The sequence below is a fragment of the Pseudomonas sp. PAGU 2196 genome, assembly GCF_022179005.1.
Lineage (GTDB): Bacteria > Pseudomonadota > Gammaproteobacteria > Pseudomonadales > Pseudomonadaceae > Aquipseudomonas > Aquipseudomonas kermanshahensis.
The window spans coordinates 22,577-43,151 of sequence record NZ_BNTL01000033.1; the positions used below are offsets into that span (position 1 = coordinate 22,577).

Consider the following 20,575-nt stretch of genomic DNA (forward strand, 5'->3'; position numbering starts at 1 on the left):
GGCATATACGCCAAGCTCCGCCATTAACATTGTGAATCTTATTTGTGCCCTTCCTGCAATCCAGCCGGTTGCGCATACACTGTGCTCGTACCCCCCGCGCAAAGGACCGGCCATGCCCCACGACGCCTTCTGGCTGCCCGCCAGCGAGCATTGCAGCCTGTACGTACACCAATGGCTGCCGGCCACGCCGGTCAAGGCCGTAGTGCTGCTGGCCCACGGCATGGCTGAGCACGCCGGGCGCTACCAGCGCCTGGGCCATGCGCTGAGCGAGGCCGGCTTCGCCCTGTTCGCCCCCGACCTGCGCGGCCACGGGCGCACCGCCGAACTGGGCAGCCTCGGCCTGTTCGCCCGCCATCATGGCTGGAATGCCGTGGTCAATGACCTCGGCTTGCTCGCCCAGCACATCGGCCAGCAATACCCCTGCACGCCGCTGTTCCTGTTCGGCCACAGCATGGGCAGCTACATTGCCCAGGCGTACCTGCTGCACCACAGCGCCAGCCTGCACGGGGCGATCCTCAGCGGCTCGAACTTCCAGCCCGCGGCGCTGTACCGCGTGGCGCGGCTGATCGCCCGGGTCGAGGCCTGGCGCCAAGGGCCGCTGGGCAAGAGCGCGCTGATCGAGTGGCTGTCGTTCGGCTCGTTCAACAAAGCCTTCAAGCCCAACCGCACCGCCTTCGACTGGCTGAGCCGCGACCCTGGCGAGGTGGACCAGTACGTGAATGACCCCCTGTGTGGCTTTCGCTGCAGCAACCAGTTGTGGCTCGACCTGCTGCAAGGCTTGGCGCAGATCAGCCAGGCAAGTAACCTCGCGCAGATCGATCCGAACCTGCCCCTGCTGGTGATTGGCGGTGAATGTGATCCGGTCAGTACCGGCAAGCGTCTCACCCATCTGGCCGACGCGTTACGCGCGACCGGCAACCAGCATGTACAGCTGCGCATCTACCCAGAGGCACGGCACGAAGTGCTCAACGAAACCAACCGTGACGAGGTCACCGCCGATATTCTCGGCTGGCTCGAACAGGCGCTGGCCCTTGGCCGCCCTGCGCGCAGTGAATGATAGCCGCCCTCGCCCACCGCTTAAGGAAGCCCCGATGTCCCAGGTCACCAACACGCCTTACGAAGCCCTTGAAGTCGGCCAGACAGCCACCTATGAAAAGTCTGTGGAAGAACGTGACATCCAGCTGTTCGCCGCGATGTCCGGTGACCACAACCCGGTGCATCTGGATGCCGAGTTCGCGGCCAAGAGCATGTTCCGTGAGCGCATTGCCCATGGCATGTTCAGCGGCGCGCTGATCAGTGCGGCGGTGGCGTGCACGCTGCCTGGCCCTGGCACCATCTACCTGGGCCAGAAGATGAGCTTCCAGAAGCCGGTGAAGATTGGCGACACCCTGACCGTACGCCTGGAAATCCTCGAGAAGCTGCCCAAGTTCAAGGTGCGGATCGCCACCAATGTGTACAACCAGAACGATGAGCTGGTGGTCGAGGGCGAGGCCGAGATCCTGGCGCCGCGCAAGCAGCAGACGGTCGAGCTGGTATCGCCACCGAATTTCGTGGCCAGCTGATTTCAGCGCGGGTTTCTTCGCAAGGCCCGCCCCTTGATTGAGTGGGAGCGGGCTTGCCCCGCGAACACCGGCGAAGCCGGTGCCCTGCACCGCGTGAACCCTTCGCGGGGCAAGCCCGCTCCCACAAGGGCAGTATTGCCCGCTCATTTCAGTGCCTGGAGCCGCCGCTCGATATGCCGCCGCTCCGGCGCCTGCCGGGTCAACGCCAAGGCCTGCTGCCACGCCGCACGGGCCTCTTCGACATGGCCCAGTTGAGCATGCAGCTCCGCCCTTGCCGCATGCGCCAGGTGATAGTCGTGCAGCTCACCCGCCGCCAGGATCGCTTCAACCTCTGCTAACCCCACCTGCGGCCCATCCCGTTTCGCCAGCGCCACTGCCCGGTTCAGCGCGACCACCGCCGACGGCCAGTGCCGTTGCAACACGTCATACAGCCCGACGATCTCGTCCCAGTCCGTGTCATCCGCCGTGGCCGCCTCGGCATGCACCGCGGCTATCGCCGCCTGCACGGTATAGGCGCCATAGCCGCGGCTTCGCAGGGCGTGGCGCACCAGCTCACAGCCTTCTTCGATGCGCTCACGGTCCCACACGCTGCGGTCCTGCTGTTCAAGCACCACCAGGTTGCCCTGCGCGTCGATGCGCGCACGCTGCCGCGATGCCTGCAACAGCATCAGCGCCAGCAAGCCGATCACCTCCGGGTCTGGCAGCAATTGCCCCAGCAGGCGGCCGAGCCGGATCGCTTCGTCTGTCAGGTCCTGCTGCAGCAAGGCGTCGCCGGACGAGGCCGAATAGCCTTCGTTGAACACCAGGTAAATCACCCGCAACACGCTCTCGAGGCGCTCGGGCAACTCATCGAGCGCCGGCACCTGGTAGGGGATGCCCGCGTCGCGGATCTTGGCCTTGGCGCGTACGATGCGTTGGGCGATAGTAGCCGGGCTTTGCAAAAACGCCCGGGCAATCTGCTCGGTGGTCAGGTCGCAGACCTCGCGTAGGGTCAGCGGCACCTGCGCGTCGGCAGCCAAGGCCGGGTGGCAGCAGGTAAAAATCAGCCGCAGGCGATCATCGCTGAGCAAGGCTTCCTCGCTGGGGTCTTGCACCTGGCCTTCCAATAGCATGATCAGGTCCGCCTGGGAGCGGTCGAAGCGGGCACGTCGGCGCAACGCATCAATGGCCTTGAAGCGGCCGGTCGACACCAGCCATGCCCGAGGGTTAGCAGGGATACCATCGCGCTGCCAGCGCTCAACAGCGATGAAGAACGCATCGTGCATGGCCTCCTCGGCCAGGTCGAAGTCGCCCAACAAGCGGATCAAGGTCGCCAGGATGCGCCGCGAATCGCGACGGTACACCGCCTCGACTTCGGCGCGCACCTGCGCCAGCCCTGCCATCAGTCCGGCATCCGCTGGGTCACCACCTCCACCAGGCGGTCCAGGCTTTCTCCCCAGCCTTGGTGGAAGCCCATTTCCTCATGGGCTCGGCTGTCGGCGGCGCTCCAATGCCAGGCGCGGGCGGTGTAACGGGTCTTGCCGTGCTCCTCGTCAAAGGTCACCACAGCGGTCATGAACGCTTTGTCAGAAGGTACCCAGCCCGGCCCGAAGGCGTCGGTAAACACCAGGCGCCTCGGCGCGGCAATCTCCAGGAACACGCCCTGGGTCGGGTACTCGGTGCCATCCGGGGCCCGCATCAGGGTGCGGAACAGGCCACCGACCCACAGTTGCATTTCGCATTCCGGGGTGGTCATGCCGTGCGGCCCCCACCATTGCATCAGCCACTGGGGCTCGGTCCAGGCGCGGAACACCTTGGCCGGGGGCGCGTCGATCAATCGGCTGATGGACAACTCGTGCTGCGCTTGCGCAGGGTGTGCAAGGCTCATGCTGGTGGTTCTCCGTGAGTGTCAGGGTTGCAGTTCGCGCACAGGTCGCACTTCAACGCTGCCGACCCTTGCGGCGGGGATGCCTTTGGCGATGTTCAGCGCCTCGTTCAGGTCTCGGGCATCCACCAAATAGAAGCCGGCCAGTTGTTCCTTGGTTTCGGCGAACGGGCCATCGGTGAGGCTCATGTGCCCACTGCGCACGCGCACCGTGGTGGCGGTTTGCACCGGCTTGAGCGCCTCGGCCGCGAGCATGCGCCCAGCGCCCTGCAACGCCTCGGCATAGGCCATGCATTCGGCGTCTTCCGGGCTGTCGGGCAGGCTGTGCAGCAGCCCTTCGTCACAATAGACCAGGCACAGGTATTTCATGGTCGCCTCCAGGGCATTGGCAAAGTGCGTTTGGCGATATCAGATCAGGGCTTCAGATCGAACAGGGCTTTCTGCGTTTCCATGTCGAACGGTGCCGACCAGTGTTCATGGATGACTTGCCATTGCCCGCCCTGGCGACGATAGCCGACCGTGGCGCGCATGAAGCCGCATTGGCTCTCGTCGTCCGACGGGCCGCAGCGGTTCAACCAGTGCGCCAGGCCCAGGTCTCCGTCGGCGTATACGGTGAGCTCGGCCAGCTCGAAGATCATCGGGCCGGTGCACAGGCCCATGCACATTTCCCAGTGGGCCTGGTAAACAGCCTTGCCTTTGAATTGCAGGGTTTTGATGGCATCGAAGGCGACGATGTCGTCGGCATAGGGCGCAGTGATGCCGGGGATGTCACGGTCGCGCACGGCCTGCATCCAGCGGTCGATCAATTGGCGGAGTTCGTTTTCGGCTGCGGTGCTCATCGGTGGGGCCTCCGATCGTTTGTCAGGTTTGGGCATAGGTGTGGCCTGTGCCTTCAACTGTTGGTCGAACGGTAGCTTGGGAAATCGACAGGCCGGTGAAAATAAATGGGCTTGAGGTTGGGTGAGGGCTACCAGGTGTTCGCTTCGGGATATTTAGCGCCTGGGAGACCCAAGGCATGCACCCTGCCTACACCCCAGGGCTGGCGAGAATGAACTCGCGATACCCCGAAACAATCACGTAAACCGCGAAATAGCAGAAAATCGCCGCCGACAGCAGGTACGACCAGGTCAGCAATCGATCCCCCAGCAATCGCCCTCCGTGGCTGGCAATGCCGCACAGGCTCAGGCACCAGACCAACCCCGCCGCAAAAAAACCGCTGAGGAACAACCCGGCCTCCAGCAAGCTGCCACCACCGGAACGGGAAATCAGCACCCCACCGACCGCCGCGAACCACAAAATCGCGGTGGGTGAGGACATGGCCAAAAAGATGCCACGCAAGAACTCGCGCCAGCCCGACTCCACCACCACGTCTGCCCGCGTGTCCATGTGCCCGCCGCGCCACGCCGCCAGCAGCATTTTCACTGCGAACCACACCAGCAGCGCCGAACCGCCCAGCCACAAGGTCCAGCGCACGCTTTCAAACTGCAGCAGCACGGTCATCCCGGCCAGTGCGGCAACGGCATAGATCAAGTCCCCCACACAGGTCCCCAGCCCCAGCCAGAAACCCTTGAGAAAACCACGCTGCATGGCCAAGGTAATCATGGCGATGTTGGCGATGCCGATGTCCAGACACAGGGACAGGCTGAGGAGAAAACCATTGGAGAAAGGCATTGAGCACTCGATGACCGGCCAATTAAGCGCCGTAGAGCCTGCCACGAGTGATCAGGGGATGGGAAGAAGAAGTGTTCGATCAGGCAAAGGCCGCCTGCTCGAATACCTCATCCGCCCATTGGTTCAGGCTCTTGCCGGCGGCCCGGGCGGCAATGCTGGCAGCAGCGTGGACTTCTGGCCGGATACGCAGCATGACCTTGCCTGATGCCGGCTTTTCAGGGGTGATGCCCTGTTCTGCAAAATCAGCGAGATAGTCCTCGAGCGCTTCACGGACGGCTTCATGCAACTCAGGAACGGAGCTTGCGTGAAAGCTGATGATGTCGCGCATGCCAAGCACGCGACCCACGAAAATGTCGTCACGCTCAGCGTATTCGATTCGGGCGGCATAGCCCTTGTAGCGCATGCAACTCATAGGCTGACTCCTGCCAAGTGCTATCAAAATACGATAGCACTTATTGCGTGTCATTCAGGATTTTTCATCACCCGCCAGCACGCGCGCATAACGCGCGCGATCCACGTTCGCCCCGCTCAGCACCACGGCCACCCGCCGGCCCACTTGCCGCTCGCGCTCCTGCATCAACGCCGCCAGCGCCGCAGCGCCCGCACCTTCGGCGGTGTTATGCGTGGCCTCGTGGTACACGCGCATGGCTTCGGCGACTTCACTGTCACTCACCCGCACGATGCGCGCGGCATGCTCGCACACCAAGGTGAACGCCTCCGGGTGCGGTACCCGGCAGGCCATGCCATCGGCGAAGGTGTCGGCAGTGGCAGTGGTGACGATGCGCCCGCGCTCGAAACTTTGCGCATAGGCATCGGCCGCGCTAGACACCACCCCCACGATCTCGGTCTTCAACCCCAGCAGGTTGCGTGCCTGGATAAGCCCGCAGATGCCCGACCCCATGCCGATAGGCACGTATACACAGTCCAGCTCAGACACGGCCTCGAACAGTTCCAAGGCATAGGTGGCTACCCCGCGCACCAGCTCCGGGTGAAACGACGGCACCATCATGTAGCCCAATGCGTCAGCCAGCCGGGCCGCCTCTTCACGGGCCACATCAAAATCGACACCGTGCTCTACCAGCTCGGCACCCAGGGCGCGCATGGCGGCGTTCTTCTCGGTGGAGTTGCCTTCGGGCACCACGATCACCAAGGGTATGCCCGCCTGGCGTGCGGCCAGTGCCATGCTCTGGCCATGGTTGCCGCGCGTGGCGGTGACCAGGCCACGGGGCGGCGCGCCATCCGCCAGCAGCGAACGCACGTAGACCAACCCGCCCCGCACTTTGAACGCTCCGGTGGGCGCGTGGTTTTCATGTTTCACCCACACTTGGCAGCCCAGCCGCTCGGCCAGCAAAGGCCAGGCGTGCTGGGGCGTTGCGGGCACATGCTGGTGAACGAAATCGGCGGCTTCGCGCAGGGCTTTCAAGTCGAACATGGCGATCATCCCTCATCGGTAGGTGGTTGATCCGATCCTAAGCGCCGGGCATTGTATGGGTACAACCTTATATTGCATGGGTAGCAATTTCGTGTGGATCCCAACGCTTGTGGATGATGACCAACCCCGCTACCTGGCCTTGGTCGATGCGATTGCCGACGCCATTGAGCGCGGCGAGCTCAAGGTCGGCGACCGCCTGCCACCCCAGCGGCGCCTGGCCTGGAAGCTCGACCTCAACCCCAGCACCACCCAGCAGGCATACCGTGAAGCTGCCGCGCGCCACCTGGTGGCAGGTGAAGTCGGCCGCGGCACCTACGTGCTGGCGGGCAGCAAGGAAGCGACGCTGTTTCGGCTCAAGCACCACGATGGGCAACAGCCATTGATCGACCTGTCGACCAACGTCCCGGTGGCCGACCCGCACAATCAGGACCTGCAAAGCAGCCTGCGTAACCTGCTGCAACGGCACGAGAGTGGCCTGCTGGATCATTACCTGGGGCCCGAGCAGTTACTGCTGGGCCGCATTCATGGCGCGCACTGGCTGGCCAATCGCGGCTTGGCCCTGCCACCGGACGCACTGCTGCTCAGTAGCGGTGCGCAACAGGCACTGACCCTGGTGCTGCAGTCGTTCTGCCAGGCCGGTGAGCCGGTCATGCTCGAAGCCTTGACCGCACCCGGCATCAAGGCGGCCTGCCGGCAGTTGCGCTTGCCCGTGCATGGTGTGGCGTTGGACAGCCAAGGCCTGCGCCCCGACGACCTTGACCGCGTCGCCCGCGCCAGCGGTGCCCGTGTGCTGGTGACCACACCCACCCTGCACAACCCTACCGGCGCCTGCATGGATGACGCTCGCCGCGAAGCGCTCGCTGCGGTCGTCAAACGCCTGGGGCTGCTGGTGATCGAGGACGACGTCTATGGCGCACTCAGTGACAGGCCGCCGCTCTACTCACTGTTGGGCGAGCAAGGGATTTTCATCAGTAGCCTGTCCAAGACGGTGGCTGCCGGGTTGCGCCTGGGGTGGATCGTGGCCAGCCCACAGTTGCTGGCACAGGTCGACCCGCATGCCCAAGCCAGCCACTGGCCTGTATCGCCGTTGAACCTGCTCATTGCCTGCCAGTGGATCGAAGACGGTACGGCTGCGCGGCGGCTGGCCTGGCAGCGGGCGGAAATTACCGAGCGTTGGCGCCTTGCGCGAAGGCTGCTGGGCGATGGGCTGCACAACACAGCGCAGCCTTCACCTCACGCATGGTTGGCCACACCGCAGGGTGCGGAGGGGGTGGTAAGACGGTGTCGCGAGCAGGGCGTGGAAATCGTCCCGGCCAGTGTCTTCGCCATTGGTGCGACCGAGGTGCAGGCGGTGCGTATCAGCCTGTCGGCGGCGGCTAGCCGGGCCGAGCTGAAACGCGGGCTGGAGGTGGTGCGCCAGGTAATGTACAGCCCATGACACCGAGGCCGGCCTGGCCACCTCTTCGCGACAGCTCGGCGCGAAGAGGCGGTTGGCGTTGCAGTATCAACCCTGCTGGCAACCCTCGCCCATGGCGCGGTACTGAATAGTGTGCACCTGGCCTTGGTGGTCTTCGTAGGTCATGGTCGCAGGCACTACTTCGCAGACATTGGGGATGGTCGACAGGTTGATGACCCGCTTGATATCCAGGTTCATGGAGTAGTCGTATTGCTGGGCCACGGGCTCGTTGGAGACAGGTTTGACCTCATCGGCGAGGGCGAACGAGGACATACCGACCAATGCAAGAATCAGTAATGGTTTCATGTGGGTTTGCCTATAACGCAATCAAGCTGATCGATTGACTTCTAATGCCGTCACTGGCGCGGAGAAGTTGTCATCGACTGCAAAGATGACACGAAGTACCGATCCCGCTTCGTCGTACTGCTGGTGGGATGAGTAAAAGTCTACTCCCGGTTTGCAATAGTTGAACCCCGAAGTCGGATATTCACCCTTGCCGGTTTTGCAACAATCTGCGACATAATGGGTTGGAAATAGTGGGATAGAGCCTTTGGCATGTACTTGCCGGTGTTGGCCGTTTAAACAAGGGATACACGTCATTTCTGATTATCTGCATTGCTCCGAGTTGTCGGACACGGAGCGTCGCCTGCTCGATCACTTCTACCGCCAGCACGGCTCGCCCATGCGCGCAGCACGTGATGCTGCACTGTGGGTGGCGCGGGCCAGCGGCATCATTGCAGGCATGAGCCTGACCGCCGTTGGCGATGGCTATTGGCTGACCGGGCTGTTCGTCGCCCCGCCACAGCGTGGCCAGGGTGTCGCTGGGCGGCTGATCGACAGTGCGTTGGCGCACGCGGCTGGGCCGACCTGGCTGTTTTGCCACCCCGACCTTGTGCCCTTCTACCAGCGCCTGGGCTTCGATGACGCGCAAACGCTACCCGAGCCCCTGGCCGCGCGCCTGCAGCGCTACCAACGCAGCAAGCGCCTGGTGGCCTTGGTGCGCGGTCAGTCGTCGCTCGCGTCCAGCCCGGGGAACAGCACCTCGGTGTAACCGAATTTGGCGAAATCCTGGATGCGCGAGGGGTACAGCCGGCCGATCAGGTGGTCGCACTCGTGCTGCACCACACGCGCATGGAAGCCATCGGCAAAGCGGTTGATCGGGTTGCCCTGAGGGTCGAGGCCTTCGTAGCGAATGTGCTGGTAACGCGGTACCACGCCACGCAGGCCGGGCACCGACAGGCAGCCCTCCCAACCGTCCTCGACCTCGCTCGATATCGGCGTGATCAGCGGGTTGAGCAGGATGGTCTGCGGCACTGGTTCGGCATCCGGGTAACGCTCGCTGCGTTCGAAGCCGAAGATGACCAGTTGCAGGTCGATGCCGATCTGCGGCGCAGCCAAACCCACACCCCCGACATGGCGCATGGTCTCGAACATGTCGTCGATCAGTTGCTGCAGTTCAGCGCTGCCGATCATCTGCGGGGGCACGGGCGGGGCGATACGCAGCAAGCGTTCGTCGCCCATCTTGAGAATGTCACGGATCATCGGGGATTCGGCTCGGTGGTTTGCGGCTCGACGGGGTGTTCATGGCCGAGCACAGTGATGGTTTCCTTGGGCTTATCGCCGTCGAAATCCTTTTCGCCAGGGTTCTTGCCCTCGGCCGACATGTGTTCGATCACGGCGTTCATTTCCGCGCCAAGCAACAGCACGGCAGCAGAGATGTAGAAATACAGCAACAGCACGATGATTGCACCGATGCTGCCATACATGGCGTTGTAATCGGCAAAAGTTTTCACGTAGTAGGCAAAGCCCAAGGAGGCGACGATCCACACCACCACGGCCAGCACCGAGCCTGGGGTGATGAAGCGAAACTTCTGCTTAACATCGGGCATCACGTAATAGATCAACGCCACCGCCACCATCATCAGGATGATGATCGCCGGCCAGCGCAGGATGGTCCACACCGTGACGATGACTTCCTGCATGCCGACCTGGGCGGCAATCCACTCCATCACCTGCGGCCCCAGCACCATCAACGCGGCGGCGGCCAGCAGCATGACGGCGATGCCCACGGTATAGAAGATAGACAGCGGTATGCGCTTCCATACCGGGCGGCCTTCGGGTACGTCATAGGCGGCGTTCATGGCGCTCATCATCAGCCGCACACCTGCCGAGGCAGTCCACAGGGCAATCACGATACCCACCGACAACAGCCCACCCTTGGACTGTTGCAACTGGTCGATCACCGGGTTCACCTGTTCAAGGGCCTGGGGCGGCAGCACCAATTCTGATTGCAGGCGCAGCCAGGAGAAAAAATCTGGCAAATGCAGGAAGCCGATCAGGGCAATCAGAAACAACAGGAAGGGAAACAGCGAAAACAGCATCTGGTAGGCCAGCGCGGACGCATAGGTGGACATCTCGTCGTCAAGAAACTCTTTGACGGTGCGCACCAGCACGCGGTGCAAGGGCAAACCTTGCAGGGCGGAAAAAATCATAGCGTCTCCTTTCGCCGCTCGATCGATACAACAGACAAGTCTAATAGACCACGCCGTTGCTGTGCTGCTCCCGAGGGTTTAAAAGAAAATGCCTACGTTAAACACAATCCTTGTAGGAACAGCGTTGCACTGCGAAGAGGCCCGTAGCAACTTACATAATAGTCATTGCTATCACTGGCCTCTTCGCAGCAGCTGCTCCTACAGGGCGACGCCTACACCCTGGTGAACAGGGCAGGATGCATCAAGGCTTTTTCACAGCGTCCTTTACATGGCCTTTGATCTGCTGGGCTTCACCCTTCAGTTCCTGCGCCTTGCCTTCAGCCTTGAGCTTTTCATTGTCGGTCACTTTGCCGATGCCTTGTTTCACGTTACCGATTGCTTCGTTGGCCAAGCCTTTCGCTTTGTCTTTAGTACCGCTCATGGCAAAACTCCTGCAAATGGAGACACGTGAACCGTGTCGACAGTCTGTGGACCTGAGGCCCTTCGCAAGAGTTTCAACCAATTTGCCACGATCAAGCCGAGCGGCAAATCTGCGGGCGAATACCGCACCAATTCCCGCCAACCACCTGCGCAGGGCCGACTGCCTGCCCTAGAATCCCCGCATACGACCGCCTGCAATAAAAACAACGACTTATCGGAAAACCCGCCCCATGCGTTTGATGCCTGTGCTCGTGGCCATGCTGCCACTGCTCCCCCTGCCTGCCCTCGCCGCCTCGCCGGCCGACACCGAAGCCCTGCGCGTCGAGCGCTATGCCGATGACGGCCAACCCGGCAGCCTGCGCTGGGCGATCGAGACCAGCAACCAGAACCCCGGCCACTACCGCATCGAGATTGCCGCGGTGGGCCAGGCGCCCTATGTGATTAAACCCACGCGCGCGCTGCCTGAAATCAAAGGCCCGGTGAGCATTACCGGCCTGGCTTGGGCCCGCGACGGCCAGTACATCGCCATCGACGGCTCGGGCTATATCAAAGACCAGGGCGTGCACACCTGCCCCGGCGCCCTGCCCGGCCAGTTCGGCACCAACGTACGCACCACAACCCACCCGGGCCTGGTGCTGCGCGACACCCAGGGCGTGCACCTGAGCGGCCTGGAAGTGCGCAACTTCTGCATCGGCATCCTGGTCAACCGCGCCAGCGGCAACGTCATCGAAGACAACCGCGTCGTCGCCAACAAAGGCGGTGCCGGCATCATGCTCACCGGTGACGACGGCGCCGGTAACCCCACCGCCACCAGCACGGTCAACAACAAGGTGCTGCGCAACCAGCTGATCGACAACGGTGACGGCCTGGAGCTGACGCGTGGCGCGGCCTTCAACCTGGTGGCGGACAACCTGTTCCGCTCCACACCGGCCAACCCCGAGCCGTCCCAGGGCATCGAGATTCTGCTGGGCAATGACAACACGGTGGTGCGCAACCGTTTCGAGCACTACTCGGACGGCCTGCAGATCAACTGGGGCAACCGCAACTACCTGGGCGCCAACACCTTCACCGGTAACTCGATCGGCGTCAGCGTCACCGGCGAGGGCAACATCCTCGATGGCAACCTGATCCACGGCAACCGCATCGGCGTGGCCTTGCGCCCAGAGCCGAGCGTCACCGCCACACGCCTGAGCGCCAACCGCATTTGGAATAACAGCCAGGACATCCGCCGCTGCGAGGCCGGTGGCTCCTGCGTGCCAAACCAGCGCACCGGCGCCATCGTCTTCGGCGTGCCGGCACAGGCGCATGCGTTGTATGTAGGGTCGCGCGGGGTGGGTGCGGAGCTGGCGAAGAAGGACCAAGCGATCATCTGCGATGCCAAGGGCGAACCCAAGCCTTGCCAACCGTTGCCTAACCACAACCAGCAGCCACCTCGGCTGATTGCGCTTGAGGGAAATGTGATTCGCGGCGAGGTGCAGGGGCCGGCGTCGAGCCTGTTGCGCATCGAGTTGTTCGGCAATGCGCAGGCTGCGGGCAGCGAAGCGGAGCAGTATCTTGGGGACGTGCTGGTGAACAGCAATGCCCAGGGGCAGGCGCGGTTTGCACATCCGCTGGAGAATATCGGCGGGTTGCGCAGCTTTACCGCGACAGTGACCACTGCCGATGGGGCCACTTCCGAGTTGAGCCGGCCGGTGAGTCGCTGAGGCAAATGGCCTCTTCGCGGGACAAGTCGGATCGCCGCACCGCCGCTCCCACAGGTTACACAACTGTTCTCAGGGTAATCGTATACATGTGGGAGCGGGCTTGCCCCGCGAAGAGGACAGCCCAGGCAAAGCGCATGGCAAACCTTGCCCCGCTAACCGCCACCCCTCACAATGCAGGCCTTATTACGCGTCAACCCGCAGGAACCTGCATGAAACTCGACAAACCCGCCGCCATCGCCCGGCGCAACGAAGCACTGGCCCGGCCCGTGCTGACCAGCAGCAACACCCTGTTCGCCATCCTCGACCCCAAACGCAACCTGTGGTGGTTCGAAGTGCCGGTAGCGCTGTTGGGCAAAGGCCAACCCGATTGGGTCAACCTGCTGCTGCACACCCCGGACAGCGATGAGCTGCAGCACCTGAAAGTACCGACCAACTTCCTCAAGGCTCACCTGGAGCAGATGGAAGTGCGCAAGCCAGGCAAACGCCGTTCGACCATCAGCCTGGCCCTGAGCGCCGACCGCGACTCGCTGCTGCGCGACACCCGCCCGGGTGGCGAGCAGCTGGACTTCCGTACGTTCGTGCAGGCCTGATCAGACCCGCTCGATACGATCGTCATGGATGACGATGCGGCCTTGCTTGAACAACGCGCCAATGGCCTTCTTGAAGTTGCCCTTGCTGACGTTGAACAGCTTGGTGATCACTGCCGGGTCGCTCTTGTCGCACACCGGCAGCACCCCGCCTTCGGCGTCCAGGCGCGCCATGATCTGCTCCTGCAGGCTATCAGCCAGGGCCGCGCCCACCGGTTGCAGGCTCAGGGCGATTTTGCCGTCGTGGCGGATTTCCTTGATGAAGCCCTTCTCGTGCATCCCCGAACGCAGGAACTTGAACACCTCGTTCTTGTGGATCAGGCCCCAGTGGCGGTTGTTGATGATCGCCTTGAAGCCCATCGGCGTCTCGCCGGCCACCAGTAGCTCAACCGGCTGGCCGACCTGGTAATCGGCCGGGGTACGGTCCAGGTAGCGGTCCAGGCGCGCGGTCGCGGTGATGCGGCGGGTACGCTTGTCGAGGTACGCGTGCACCACGCAGTAGTCGCCGATCTTCAGTGGCCGCAACTCTTCCGAGTAAGGCATCAGCAGGTCCTTGGACAGGCCCCAATCCAGGAAGATACCGGCACCATTGATGTCCTTGACCTTGAGGCTGGCGAACTCACCGACCTGCACCTTTGGCTTCTCGGTGGTAGCAATCAGCTGGTCTTCGCTGTCCAAGTAGATGAACACGTTCAACCAATCGTCTACCTCGGTCTCGGCGTTCTTCGGGATGTAACGCCCCGGCAGCAGGATCTCGCCATCGGCGCCGCCGTCCAGGTAGAGGCCGAATTCCACGTGTTTAACGATTTGCAAACTGTTGTAACGCCCAAGCAGAGCCATTTCCGATGTTCCTCAAGACAAGACGGCTATTCTACACCTGAAGCCACCGTACTGCCCGACCGCTGATTCGGTGGAACCGTCATCTTCCCCCTTGCGTCTACCGACTGGCCAGCCACTGCAAGGATCAGCACATGCTTCGACGCCTGCTCAAGCCCCTGCTTATCACCGTCGCGTTCGCCCTGGCCCTGGTCGCGTGCAGCCGCATCGACCTGGCCTACCGCAACCTGGACCGCCTGGTGCCATGGTCGCTCGGTGACTACCTGGACATGAACCGCGACCAAAAGGTGCTGCTCGACGAGCGGCTCAGGCAGCACCTGGCCTGGCATTGCAAAACCCAACTGCCCAGTTACCTCGACTGGCTGGACCGGGTGCGGGCTATGGTCGCCGAAGACCAGGTGACCGACCAGGCGTTGCAGCAGCGCACCCGCGAAGCGCGCGAGGCGATTGGCCGGGTTGCCGAAGAAATCACCCCCTCCGCCACCGAACTGCTGCGTGGCATGAGCGACGCGCAGGTGGCGGAAATGCGCGAGGCGTTTCGCGACGACATCAGCGAACGGCAAAAGCAGTATGTCGATACGCCTTTGCCCAAGCAGATTGCCCGCCGCGCCGAGCGCATGGAAAAACGCCTGACGCCGTGGCTGGGTGAACTCAATGCAGCGCAACGGCTACGTGTGCTGACCTGGTCACAGGCGCTGGGCGATCAGAACCGCCAGTGGATCGCCAACCGTGCCCACTGGCAGCAACAGCTGGTGCTGGCGATGGACAAACGCAGCGATGCCAGCTTCGAACCGCGCCTGGCGCAGTTGCTGCAGCGCAAAGAGAGCCTGTGGAGCCCGGAGTACCGCATCGCCTACCAGAACACCGAGCTGCAAGCACGCAGGTTGCTGGTCGATCTGATGCACTTGAGCACCCCGGAGCAGCGTCAGCAACTGCAGGCGCGACTGAGCAAGGTGCGCACCGATTTCAGCGAGTTGAAGTGCCTGAAGGGCTGAAACCCCAGACGTGCGTGGCGCTGATAGTTTGCGACTGCAGCGCAGCCCCAGGGTTACCGCACCTTACGTCGATACGGGAACACATCGATCACCTTCCCGTCGCGAATCGTTGCCTGCAAACCCTTCCAGTAATCCGCGTCATACAATTCGCCATGCAAGCGGCTGAACAAACGCCGCTGGCCCATATCGGCAAACAGAAACGGCGGGAACTCTTCGGGGAACACGTCATGCGGCCCGATCGAGTACCACGGCTCGCCTGACATCTCGTCTTCCGGGTAGCGCGGTGGCGGTATATGGCGGAAGTTCACCTCGGTCAGAAAACAGATTTCGTCATAGTCGTAAAACACCACCCGGCCATGGCGGGTGACGCCAAAGTTTTTCAGCAACATGTCACCGGGGAAGATGTTCGCCGCCGCCAGTTGCTTGATGGCCAAGCCGTAATCCTCCAGCGCTTCGAGCACCTGGCCTTCACTGGCGTGCTCCAGGTAAAGGTTGAGGGGTGTCATGCGCCGCTCGGTCCAGCAGTGGCGGATCAGCACTGTGTCGCCTTCCAGGGCGACCGTGGACGGCGCCACTTCCAGCAGCTCGGCCAGGCATTCCGGCTCGAACTTGCTGCGCGGAAAGCGAAAATCGGCGAACTCCTGGGTATCGGCCATGCGCCCTACCCGATCGACGCTTTTCACCAGGCGGTATTTGTCGATCACCGTGGCGCGGTCAACGGTTTTTGACGGTGAGAAGCGGTCCTTGATGATCTTGAACACGGTATTGAAGCCCGGCAGCGTGAACACGCTCATGACCATCCCACGCACCCCTGGCGCCATGATGAAGCGGTCGTCACTGTTGGCCAGATGATTGATCAGTGCCCGGTAGAACTCCGACTTGCCATGTTTGTAGAAACCGATCGAGGTGTACAACTCGGCAATGTGCTTGCCGGGCAAGATACGCTTGAGGAAGTTGACGAACTCCGCCGGCACCGGCACATCGACCATGAAATAAGAGCGGGTGAAAGAGAAGATGATGGACACCTCCGCCTCGTCGGTGATCAGCGCATCGGCCTCGATGCCAAGGCCTTCGCGGTGCAACAAGGGGATCACCAGCGGCCACTGCTCGTCGGGGGTGTACAGGCGGCCGACCAAGTAGGCGCCCTTGTTGCGGTACAACACCGGCGAAAACAGCTCGACCGCCAAGGCCGGGTCCTTGCACACCCAGTCCGGCAGGCATTCGCGCAGCTGTTCTTCCAGCCGCGTCAGGTCGCCCTCAAGGTCACCATAGGGCACATCGAACGGGTAATCGGCGAAGATCGCCCGCAGCAGGCCCTTGAGCCCTTCTTCAAGCTGATAGGTGCGGGTTTGCGCCGCGCGCTCGTGGCTGCGCAGGGAAGGCCGGGTGGTGTGGATGAACATGCAGCCGTCGCTGATCTGGTCATGGCTGAACAGGCTGCAGAACAGCGAGTTGTACCAGGTCTCGGACAACTCGTCGTCGAGCCGTGGGTCGATCAGGTGGATGTAGGCGCTCTTGACCAGCGGCCACTGCTCCACATCCAGCAGCACCTCGTCGGCAACGCTTTGCCGTAGCCGGCCGTTGGCCTCGGCCACCTTTTCTTCGTAGAGGTTGATACGCGCCGCCGCTGCGCGTTGGATGTCTTGCCAGCGCGCCTGCTCGAAGCGCTCACGGGCGCCGAGGGTGATACACCGAAAGTGTTCGCGGTAGTCATCGAAGCCATCGAGGATCATCCGGGCGATTTCGCTGGCAGGCCAGTGCTGGGACATGCAGGGCATCTCGGTGCAGGGTGAGAGATACAGCTTAGCCGGTCCACAGCCCGCCTAGATTCACAGCGCAAGAAAGCACAAGAATCCCACTCCCCCCTGGCGTAAACTCGCGCCCTGCCCAAAACCCGGAGACCGTTGTGACCCCCATTGCCCTAGCCCGCCTGCTGACCCTTGCCGCTGTCTGGGGGGCGAGTTTTCTGTTCATGCGCATCATCGCCCCCGAACTCGGCACCGTGCCGACCGCGTTCTTCCGCGTGTCGATCGCCTGCCTGGGCCTGGTCGCCATCGTCGCCGCCGCGCGGGTACGCTGGGACTTCCAAGGCAAGCTCGGCGCCTGCCTGGTGCTGGGCATGATCAACTCGGGCATCCCGGCGACGTTCTACTCCGTGGCCGCGCAAGTACTGCCAGCTGGCTACTCGGCGATTTTCAACGCCACCACACCGCTGATGGGCGTACTGATCGGCGTGCTGTTCTTCCGCGAACCGATGACCCTGCCCAAGCTCTGCGGCATCTTCCTGGGCCTGTTCGGCGTCGGCATCCTCAGCGGCGCTGGCCCCGTCGCGCTGGACCTGGCCTTGCTGCAAGGCGCCCTCGCCTGCCTGGCGGCCACCACCTGTTATGGCTTCGCCGGTTTTCTCGCCCGCCGCTGGGTCAGCGGCCTGGACAGCCGCCTCTCGGCCCTGGGCAGCATGCTCGGCGCCACGCTACTGCTGAGCCCGCTGTTCGCCTGGAGCGCCTTGGCTCAGCCGCCTGCCAGCTGGGGCGGCTGGCAGGTGTGGCTGTCGCTGCTCGGGTTGGGCCTGCTGTGCACCGCATTCGCCTATATCCTGTACTTCCGCCTGCTCGAAGAAATTGGCCCGGTCAAAGCCAGCACCGTGACCTTCCTGATCCCGGTATTCGGCGTATTGTGGGGGGCATGGTTGCTGGATGAACCGCTGTCGATGGCGCACCTCTACGGCGGTGTGTTGATTGGCGCGGCCTTGTGGCTGGTGCTGCGGCCGACGCGCCATTGAAGCGGGGCACACGATGAACAGTGCATACAAGAAGGTGTTGTTCCGCCTGGTGCAGGACGCAGACGGTTACCCGCCGGCCTCAGTCGAGGGCCTGTGGGCCAAGGCAGTCGACGGCGGCTACCAAGTCGATGGCATCCCGTTCTATGTCTACGGCATTGCGCCGGGCGACATCATCGACACGCGGGAGGACAGCGGTGAAACCTGGTTCGACAGCTTGCGCATCAGCAGCGGCCGCTCGGTGTTCCGGGTGATCGTCAAGCCACCGGAAACGCTCGACCAGGTGCGCGCAGCCCTGCAAGACTTTGGCTGCAACTGCGAAGCAGAACAGGCGGTGAGGATGCTTGCCGTCGAAGTCCCCTCGCAGCGCGCGCTCGACACCTTGCTCTATTACCTGCTGACCCAGCGCGAAGCCGACCTGCTGGACTTCGAGGAAGGCGTGCTGCGGCACACCATCCCCGAAGAGTTTCGCTAGAGCGCTACGCTTACGCCTCCGCCAACCGCGCAGCCGGCTTGCGGAACACGAACAGCAAGCCCACCACGATCAGCCCCATCCCCAGCAGGCTCAGCGCTGCCAAACGGTTACCGAAGATCAGGAAGTCCATCACCGCAGTCACCGCAGGCACCAGGTAGAACAGGCTGGTGACATTGACCAGATTGCCCTTGGCGATCAGGCGATACAGCAGCAGGGTCGCCAGCAACGACACCACCAGCCCCATCCACAGCAGTGCACCGACGAAGCCGCTGGTCCACTGCACGTGCAACGGTTGCAAGGGGGCGAACAGCGCGCACAGGGCAAACCCTGCCAGGTACTGCAACGGCAAGGTGCCCATGGGGTTGTCGGTGATGCGTTTCTGCAGGATCGAACCCAAGGTCATGCTGCCCAGCGCCAGCAGCGCGAACAGCATGCCGGCCAGGGACACCCCACCCAAGTTGATGCTTTGATAGACCACCATCACCAGGCCAGCAAGGCCCAGCCCCAGGCCGAACAGCCGGCTCCAGGAACGCTGACGCTCCATCAGTACTACGGTGAGGATCGGTTGCACCCCCATCACCGTGGCCATCACGCCAGGGGTGACATGGGTATTGAGCGCCAACAGATAGAAGATCTGGTAGGCCCCCAGCAACACGCAGCCGGTGCCCAGGGCGCGCAGCACCGCCCCACGACTGCGCGGCCAACGCAGGCCCAACAAGGGGCCGATCATCAACAGGCCCGCAAGGGCCAGCGCCGAGCGCAATAACAGGAAAGCGAACGGGCTGGCGTGCGCCAGGCCCAGCTTGGAGACGATTGCCCCGCTGCTCCACAGCAGGACGAACAGGCTGGTGGTGGCCGCCGAGGCCACGGATGCTTTGGAAATGACAGACATGTATTGCCACCTTTCGGGCGAATGAGCCGAACGGAGGGCGTACGCTTCAGCGAGGGAAGTAGCCGACCGTGTTCAGTAGGTTGCGAGTGCGGTGGGATGCGGCCAGAAGCCGATCAGCCCAGCACGACCACGCAAGGAGGCGGAGCTACGCCGCCTACAACGCCACTGACAGGTGGTGGGTAGTGACTGATCATGGCAGGCTGCTGGCTACCACGCACGACCTCGCCCGCGACTGGCGCGATGGCAAAACATGAGGTGGAAGGGATGGCTGGCATGAACAGGTCTTCAGGATGAGATCAATGGCCTGGACTATAGCCCGGCGTTTTCTGGCTGGCAACTGGCTAAACCGACCTTTGTAGGCGCGGTCGTTGGTTAATTTTTCACCGCCTTGGCTCGTCTGAATGCGAAACGCCGCACGCATTCACCCGCTCCGAGGACCACTCATGAACGCAAAAGCCTGGCTCTACCGGCCAGCCCAGATCACCTGCCTGCTGCTGGTCAGCGCCTACGCCCACGCGGCCAAGCCAGGTGATGTATTCCAGGACTGCAAGGACTGCCCAGAGATGGTGGTACTGCCCGCCGGCAGCTACGTGATGGGTGCACCCGATGACGAAGCCGGCCGCCAGCCCGACGAAGGCCCGCTGCACACCGTGACCTTCGCCAAGCCCTTCGCGATGAGCCGCTACCAGGTTACCGCCGGCGAGCTGGACGCCTACATCAAGGCCACCGGCACCGTCATCAAGAGCGGCGACGACCGCCCCGGCCGCTGGTGCGAAGCCAGCAAGCCCACCTACAAACAAACGGCCCGCCAACCTGCGGTCTGCGTCGACTATGACGAAGTCCAGGCCTACACCGTGTGGCTGGCAAAAAAAACCGGCAAGCCCTACCGCATGGTCAGCGAGGCTGAACGTGAATACGCCGCCCGCGGTGGCTCTACCGGCCCGTTCCCCTTCCCGTTCGACGAGCCGGGCAAGTACGAGATCAGCAAGCACGCCAACACCTACGGCCCCCGTGACGGCTACACCTTCACCGCCCCCGTGGGCAGCTACCCGGCCAATGCCTTCGGCATGTACGACATGCACGGCAACGTCTACGAGTGGGTCGCCGACTGCTACCACGAAAGCTACGAAGGCGCCCCCAGCGACGGCAGCGCCTGGGTCCAGGACCCCAAGTGCATCCGCGCGCACATGCGCGGCAACGACTGGGGCGAGCCACCGATCTTCTCGCGCTCGGCCAACCGCAACGACCGCCTCAAGACCACCCGTGGCGACTTCCTCGGCTTTCGTGTAGCCCGCGAACTCTGAACGTTGTGACGCGGTTAACAGCACCTGCGGAAAAACAGTCAATAAGAATCGTTCCGGTTTTTCACAGGTGCTGCGTCACATACAGCACATAGAAAAAACCCTTCTG

24 protein-coding genes are annotated in these 20,575 nt (G+C 62.8%); 10 read left to right on the forward strand and 14 right to left on the reverse strand.

What is annotated here, in order from left to right; all coding sequences use genetic code 11:
• Positions 1-112: 112 nt before the first annotated feature.
• Both MFF34_RS24575 and MFF34_RS24580 read left to right on the forward strand, forming a co-directional pair.
• Positions 113-1,057 carry an alpha/beta hydrolase gene (locus MFF34_RS24575; RefSeq protein ID WP_186681944.1) on the forward strand — a complete coding sequence of 315 codons (945 nt, stop codon included), beginning with the start codon at positions 113-115 and terminating at the stop codon, positions 1,055-1,057.
• A gap of 34 nt (positions 1,058-1,091) precedes the next feature.
• Positions 1,092-1,562 carry a MaoC family dehydratase gene (locus tag MFF34_RS24580; protein ID WP_099430159.1) on the forward strand — a complete coding sequence of 157 codons (471 nt, stop codon included), beginning with the start codon at positions 1,092-1,094 and terminating at the stop codon, positions 1,560-1,562.
• A gap of 143 nt (positions 1,563-1,705) precedes the next feature.
• Here the strand turns inward: MFF34_RS24580 and MFF34_RS24585 are convergent, their stop codons facing one another.
• The 7 genes from MFF34_RS24585 to MFF34_RS24615 form a co-directional block, all read right to left on the reverse strand.
• Positions 1,706-2,944: an RNA polymerase sigma factor gene (locus tag MFF34_RS24585; RefSeq protein WP_027593155.1), complete on the reverse strand. Its 1,239-nt coding sequence runs from the start codon at positions 2,942-2,944 to the stop codon at positions 1,706-1,708.
• Entirely contained in the window at positions 2,944-3,429 is a 486-nt protein-coding gene (locus tag MFF34_RS24590) for an SRPBCC family protein (protein WP_027593156.1), read from the reverse strand. Before MFF34_RS24590 ends, MFF34_RS24585 begins: the two co-directional genes overlap by 1 nt.
• A gap of 21 nt (positions 3,430-3,450) precedes the next feature.
• The gene (locus MFF34_RS24595) at positions 3,451-3,795 is read right to left on the reverse strand and encodes a YciI family protein (RefSeq protein ID WP_027593157.1); all 345 of its coding nucleotides are present in this window, start codon (positions 3,793-3,795) and stop codon (positions 3,451-3,453) included.
• A 44-nt stretch (positions 3,796-3,839) separates the two neighbouring features.
• Positions 3,840-4,265 (reverse strand): nuclear transport factor 2 family protein, encoded by a 426-nt coding sequence (locus MFF34_RS24600; RefSeq protein ID WP_027593158.1) that lies wholly within the window; start codon positions 4,263-4,265, stop codon positions 3,840-3,842.
• A gap of 187 nt (positions 4,266-4,452) precedes the next feature.
• Positions 4,453-5,097, reverse strand: coding sequence for a LysE family translocator (locus tag MFF34_RS24605; RefSeq protein WP_027593159.1), 645 nt, complete (start codon positions 5,095-5,097; stop codon positions 4,453-4,455).
• A 79-nt stretch (positions 5,098-5,176) separates the two neighbouring features.
• Positions 5,177-5,509 (reverse strand): type II toxin-antitoxin system HicB family antitoxin, encoded by a 333-nt coding sequence (locus MFF34_RS24610; protein ID WP_238217019.1) that lies wholly within the window; start codon positions 5,507-5,509, stop codon positions 5,177-5,179.
• Between the two features lie 54 nt (positions 5,510-5,563).
• Positions 5,564-6,529 carry a threonine dehydratase gene (locus MFF34_RS24615; protein ID WP_238217020.1) on the reverse strand — a complete coding sequence of 322 codons (966 nt, stop codon included), beginning with the start codon at positions 6,527-6,529 and terminating at the stop codon, positions 5,564-5,566.
• A gap of 76 nt (positions 6,530-6,605) precedes the next feature.
• Here MFF34_RS24615 and MFF34_RS24620 point away from each other — a divergent pair, with 76 nt between their 5' ends.
• Entirely contained in the window at positions 6,606-7,967 is a 1,362-nt protein-coding gene (locus tag MFF34_RS24620; protein ID WP_238217022.1) for a PLP-dependent aminotransferase family protein, read from the forward strand.
• 66 nt (positions 7,968-8,033) lie between these two features.
• Here MFF34_RS24620 and MFF34_RS24625 read toward each other — a convergent pair whose 3' ends face one another.
• Positions 8,034-8,291: a DUF2790 domain-containing protein gene (locus MFF34_RS24625; RefSeq protein WP_027593162.1), complete on the reverse strand. Its 258-nt coding sequence runs from the start codon at positions 8,289-8,291 to the stop codon at positions 8,034-8,036.
• 376 nt (positions 8,292-8,667) lie between these two features.
• Here MFF34_RS24625 and MFF34_RS24630 point away from each other — a divergent pair, with 376 nt between their 5' ends.
• Positions 8,668-9,036: a GNAT family N-acetyltransferase gene (locus MFF34_RS24630; protein WP_238217024.1), complete on the forward strand. Its 369-nt coding sequence runs from the start codon at positions 8,668-8,670 to the stop codon at positions 9,034-9,036.
• Here MFF34_RS24630 and def read toward each other — a convergent pair.
• The 3 genes from def to MFF34_RS24645 all read right to left on the reverse strand — a co-directional run bounded on the left by def (position 8,991) and on the right by MFF34_RS24645 (position 10,898).
• The gene (gene def / locus MFF34_RS24635; RefSeq protein ID WP_238217026.1) at positions 8,991-9,527 is read right to left on the reverse strand and encodes a peptide deformylase; all 537 of its coding nucleotides are present in this window, start codon (positions 9,525-9,527) and stop codon (positions 8,991-8,993) included. The two genes, MFF34_RS24630 and def, sit on opposite strands and share 46 nt — an antisense overlap.
• On the reverse strand, positions 9,524-10,477 hold the full coding sequence (locus tag MFF34_RS24640) for a YihY/virulence factor BrkB family protein (protein ID WP_027593165.1): 954 nt from the start codon (positions 10,475-10,477) through the stop codon (positions 9,524-9,526). Before MFF34_RS24640 ends, def begins: the two co-directional genes overlap by 4 nt.
• A gap of 241 nt (positions 10,478-10,718) precedes the next feature.
• Complete coding sequence (locus tag MFF34_RS24645) at positions 10,719-10,898, reverse strand: CsbD family protein (protein WP_238217028.1); 180 nt, start codon at positions 10,896-10,898, stop codon at positions 10,719-10,721.
• A 229-nt stretch (positions 10,899-11,127) separates the two neighbouring features.
• On the opposite strand from MFF34_RS24645, the gene MFF34_RS24650 reads away from it, so the two are divergent.
• Together MFF34_RS24650 and MFF34_RS24655 are read left to right on the forward strand one after the other, a co-directional pair.
• Positions 11,128-12,600 (forward strand): nitrous oxide reductase family maturation protein NosD, encoded by a 1,473-nt coding sequence (locus MFF34_RS24650; RefSeq protein ID WP_238217029.1) that lies wholly within the window; start codon positions 11,128-11,130, stop codon positions 12,598-12,600.
• 209 nt (positions 12,601-12,809) lie between these two features.
• Positions 12,810-13,190, forward strand: coding sequence for a hypothetical protein (locus MFF34_RS24655; protein WP_027593168.1), 381 nt, complete (start codon positions 12,810-12,812; stop codon positions 13,188-13,190).
• Here the strand turns inward: MFF34_RS24655 and MFF34_RS24660 are convergent, their stop codons facing one another.
• Positions 13,191-14,027, reverse strand: a complete 837-nt coding sequence (locus tag MFF34_RS24660; RefSeq protein WP_027593169.1) for a S1 RNA-binding domain-containing protein — start codon at positions 14,025-14,027, stop codon at positions 13,191-13,193. It lies immediately after the preceding gene.
• Positions 14,028-14,158: 131 nt separating this feature from the next.
• Here MFF34_RS24660 and MFF34_RS24665 point away from each other — a divergent pair, with 131 nt between their 5' ends.
• Complete coding sequence (locus tag MFF34_RS24665) at positions 14,159-15,019, forward strand: DUF6279 family lipoprotein (RefSeq protein WP_238217031.1); 861 nt, start codon at positions 14,159-14,161, stop codon at positions 15,017-15,019.
• 53 nt (positions 15,020-15,072) lie between these two features.
• Here MFF34_RS24665 and aceK read toward each other — a convergent pair whose 3' ends face one another.
• Positions 15,073-16,788, reverse strand: a complete 1,716-nt coding sequence (gene aceK, locus MFF34_RS24670) for a bifunctional isocitrate dehydrogenase kinase/phosphatase (protein WP_238217033.1) — start codon at positions 16,786-16,788, stop codon at positions 15,073-15,075.
• 137 nt (positions 16,789-16,925) lie between these two features.
• On the opposite strand from aceK, the gene MFF34_RS24675 reads away from it, so the two are divergent.
• Together MFF34_RS24675 and MFF34_RS24680 are read left to right on the forward strand one after the other, a co-directional pair.
• On the forward strand, positions 16,926-17,801 hold the full coding sequence (locus tag MFF34_RS24675; protein ID WP_099430169.1) for a DMT family transporter: 876 nt from the start codon (positions 16,926-16,928) through the stop codon (positions 17,799-17,801).
• A gap of 13 nt (positions 17,802-17,814) precedes the next feature.
• A complete protein-coding gene (locus MFF34_RS24680) occupies positions 17,815-18,273 on the forward strand; it encodes a DUF4265 domain-containing protein (protein WP_027593173.1) in 459 nt (152 codons plus the stop codon).
• Positions 18,274-18,283: 10 nt separating this feature from the next.
• Here MFF34_RS24680 and MFF34_RS24685 read toward each other — a convergent pair whose 3' ends face one another.
• On the reverse strand, positions 18,284-19,165 hold the full coding sequence (locus MFF34_RS24685; RefSeq protein ID WP_099430170.1) for a DMT family transporter: 882 nt from the start codon (positions 19,163-19,165) through the stop codon (positions 18,284-18,286).
• 443 nt (positions 19,166-19,608) lie between these two features.
• Between MFF34_RS24685 and MFF34_RS24690 the strand changes: the two genes are divergently transcribed.
• Complete coding sequence (locus tag MFF34_RS24690; RefSeq protein ID WP_238217035.1) at positions 19,609-20,469, forward strand: formylglycine-generating enzyme family protein; 861 nt, start codon at positions 19,609-19,611, stop codon at positions 20,467-20,469.
• Positions 20,470-20,575 lie beyond the last annotated feature (106 nt).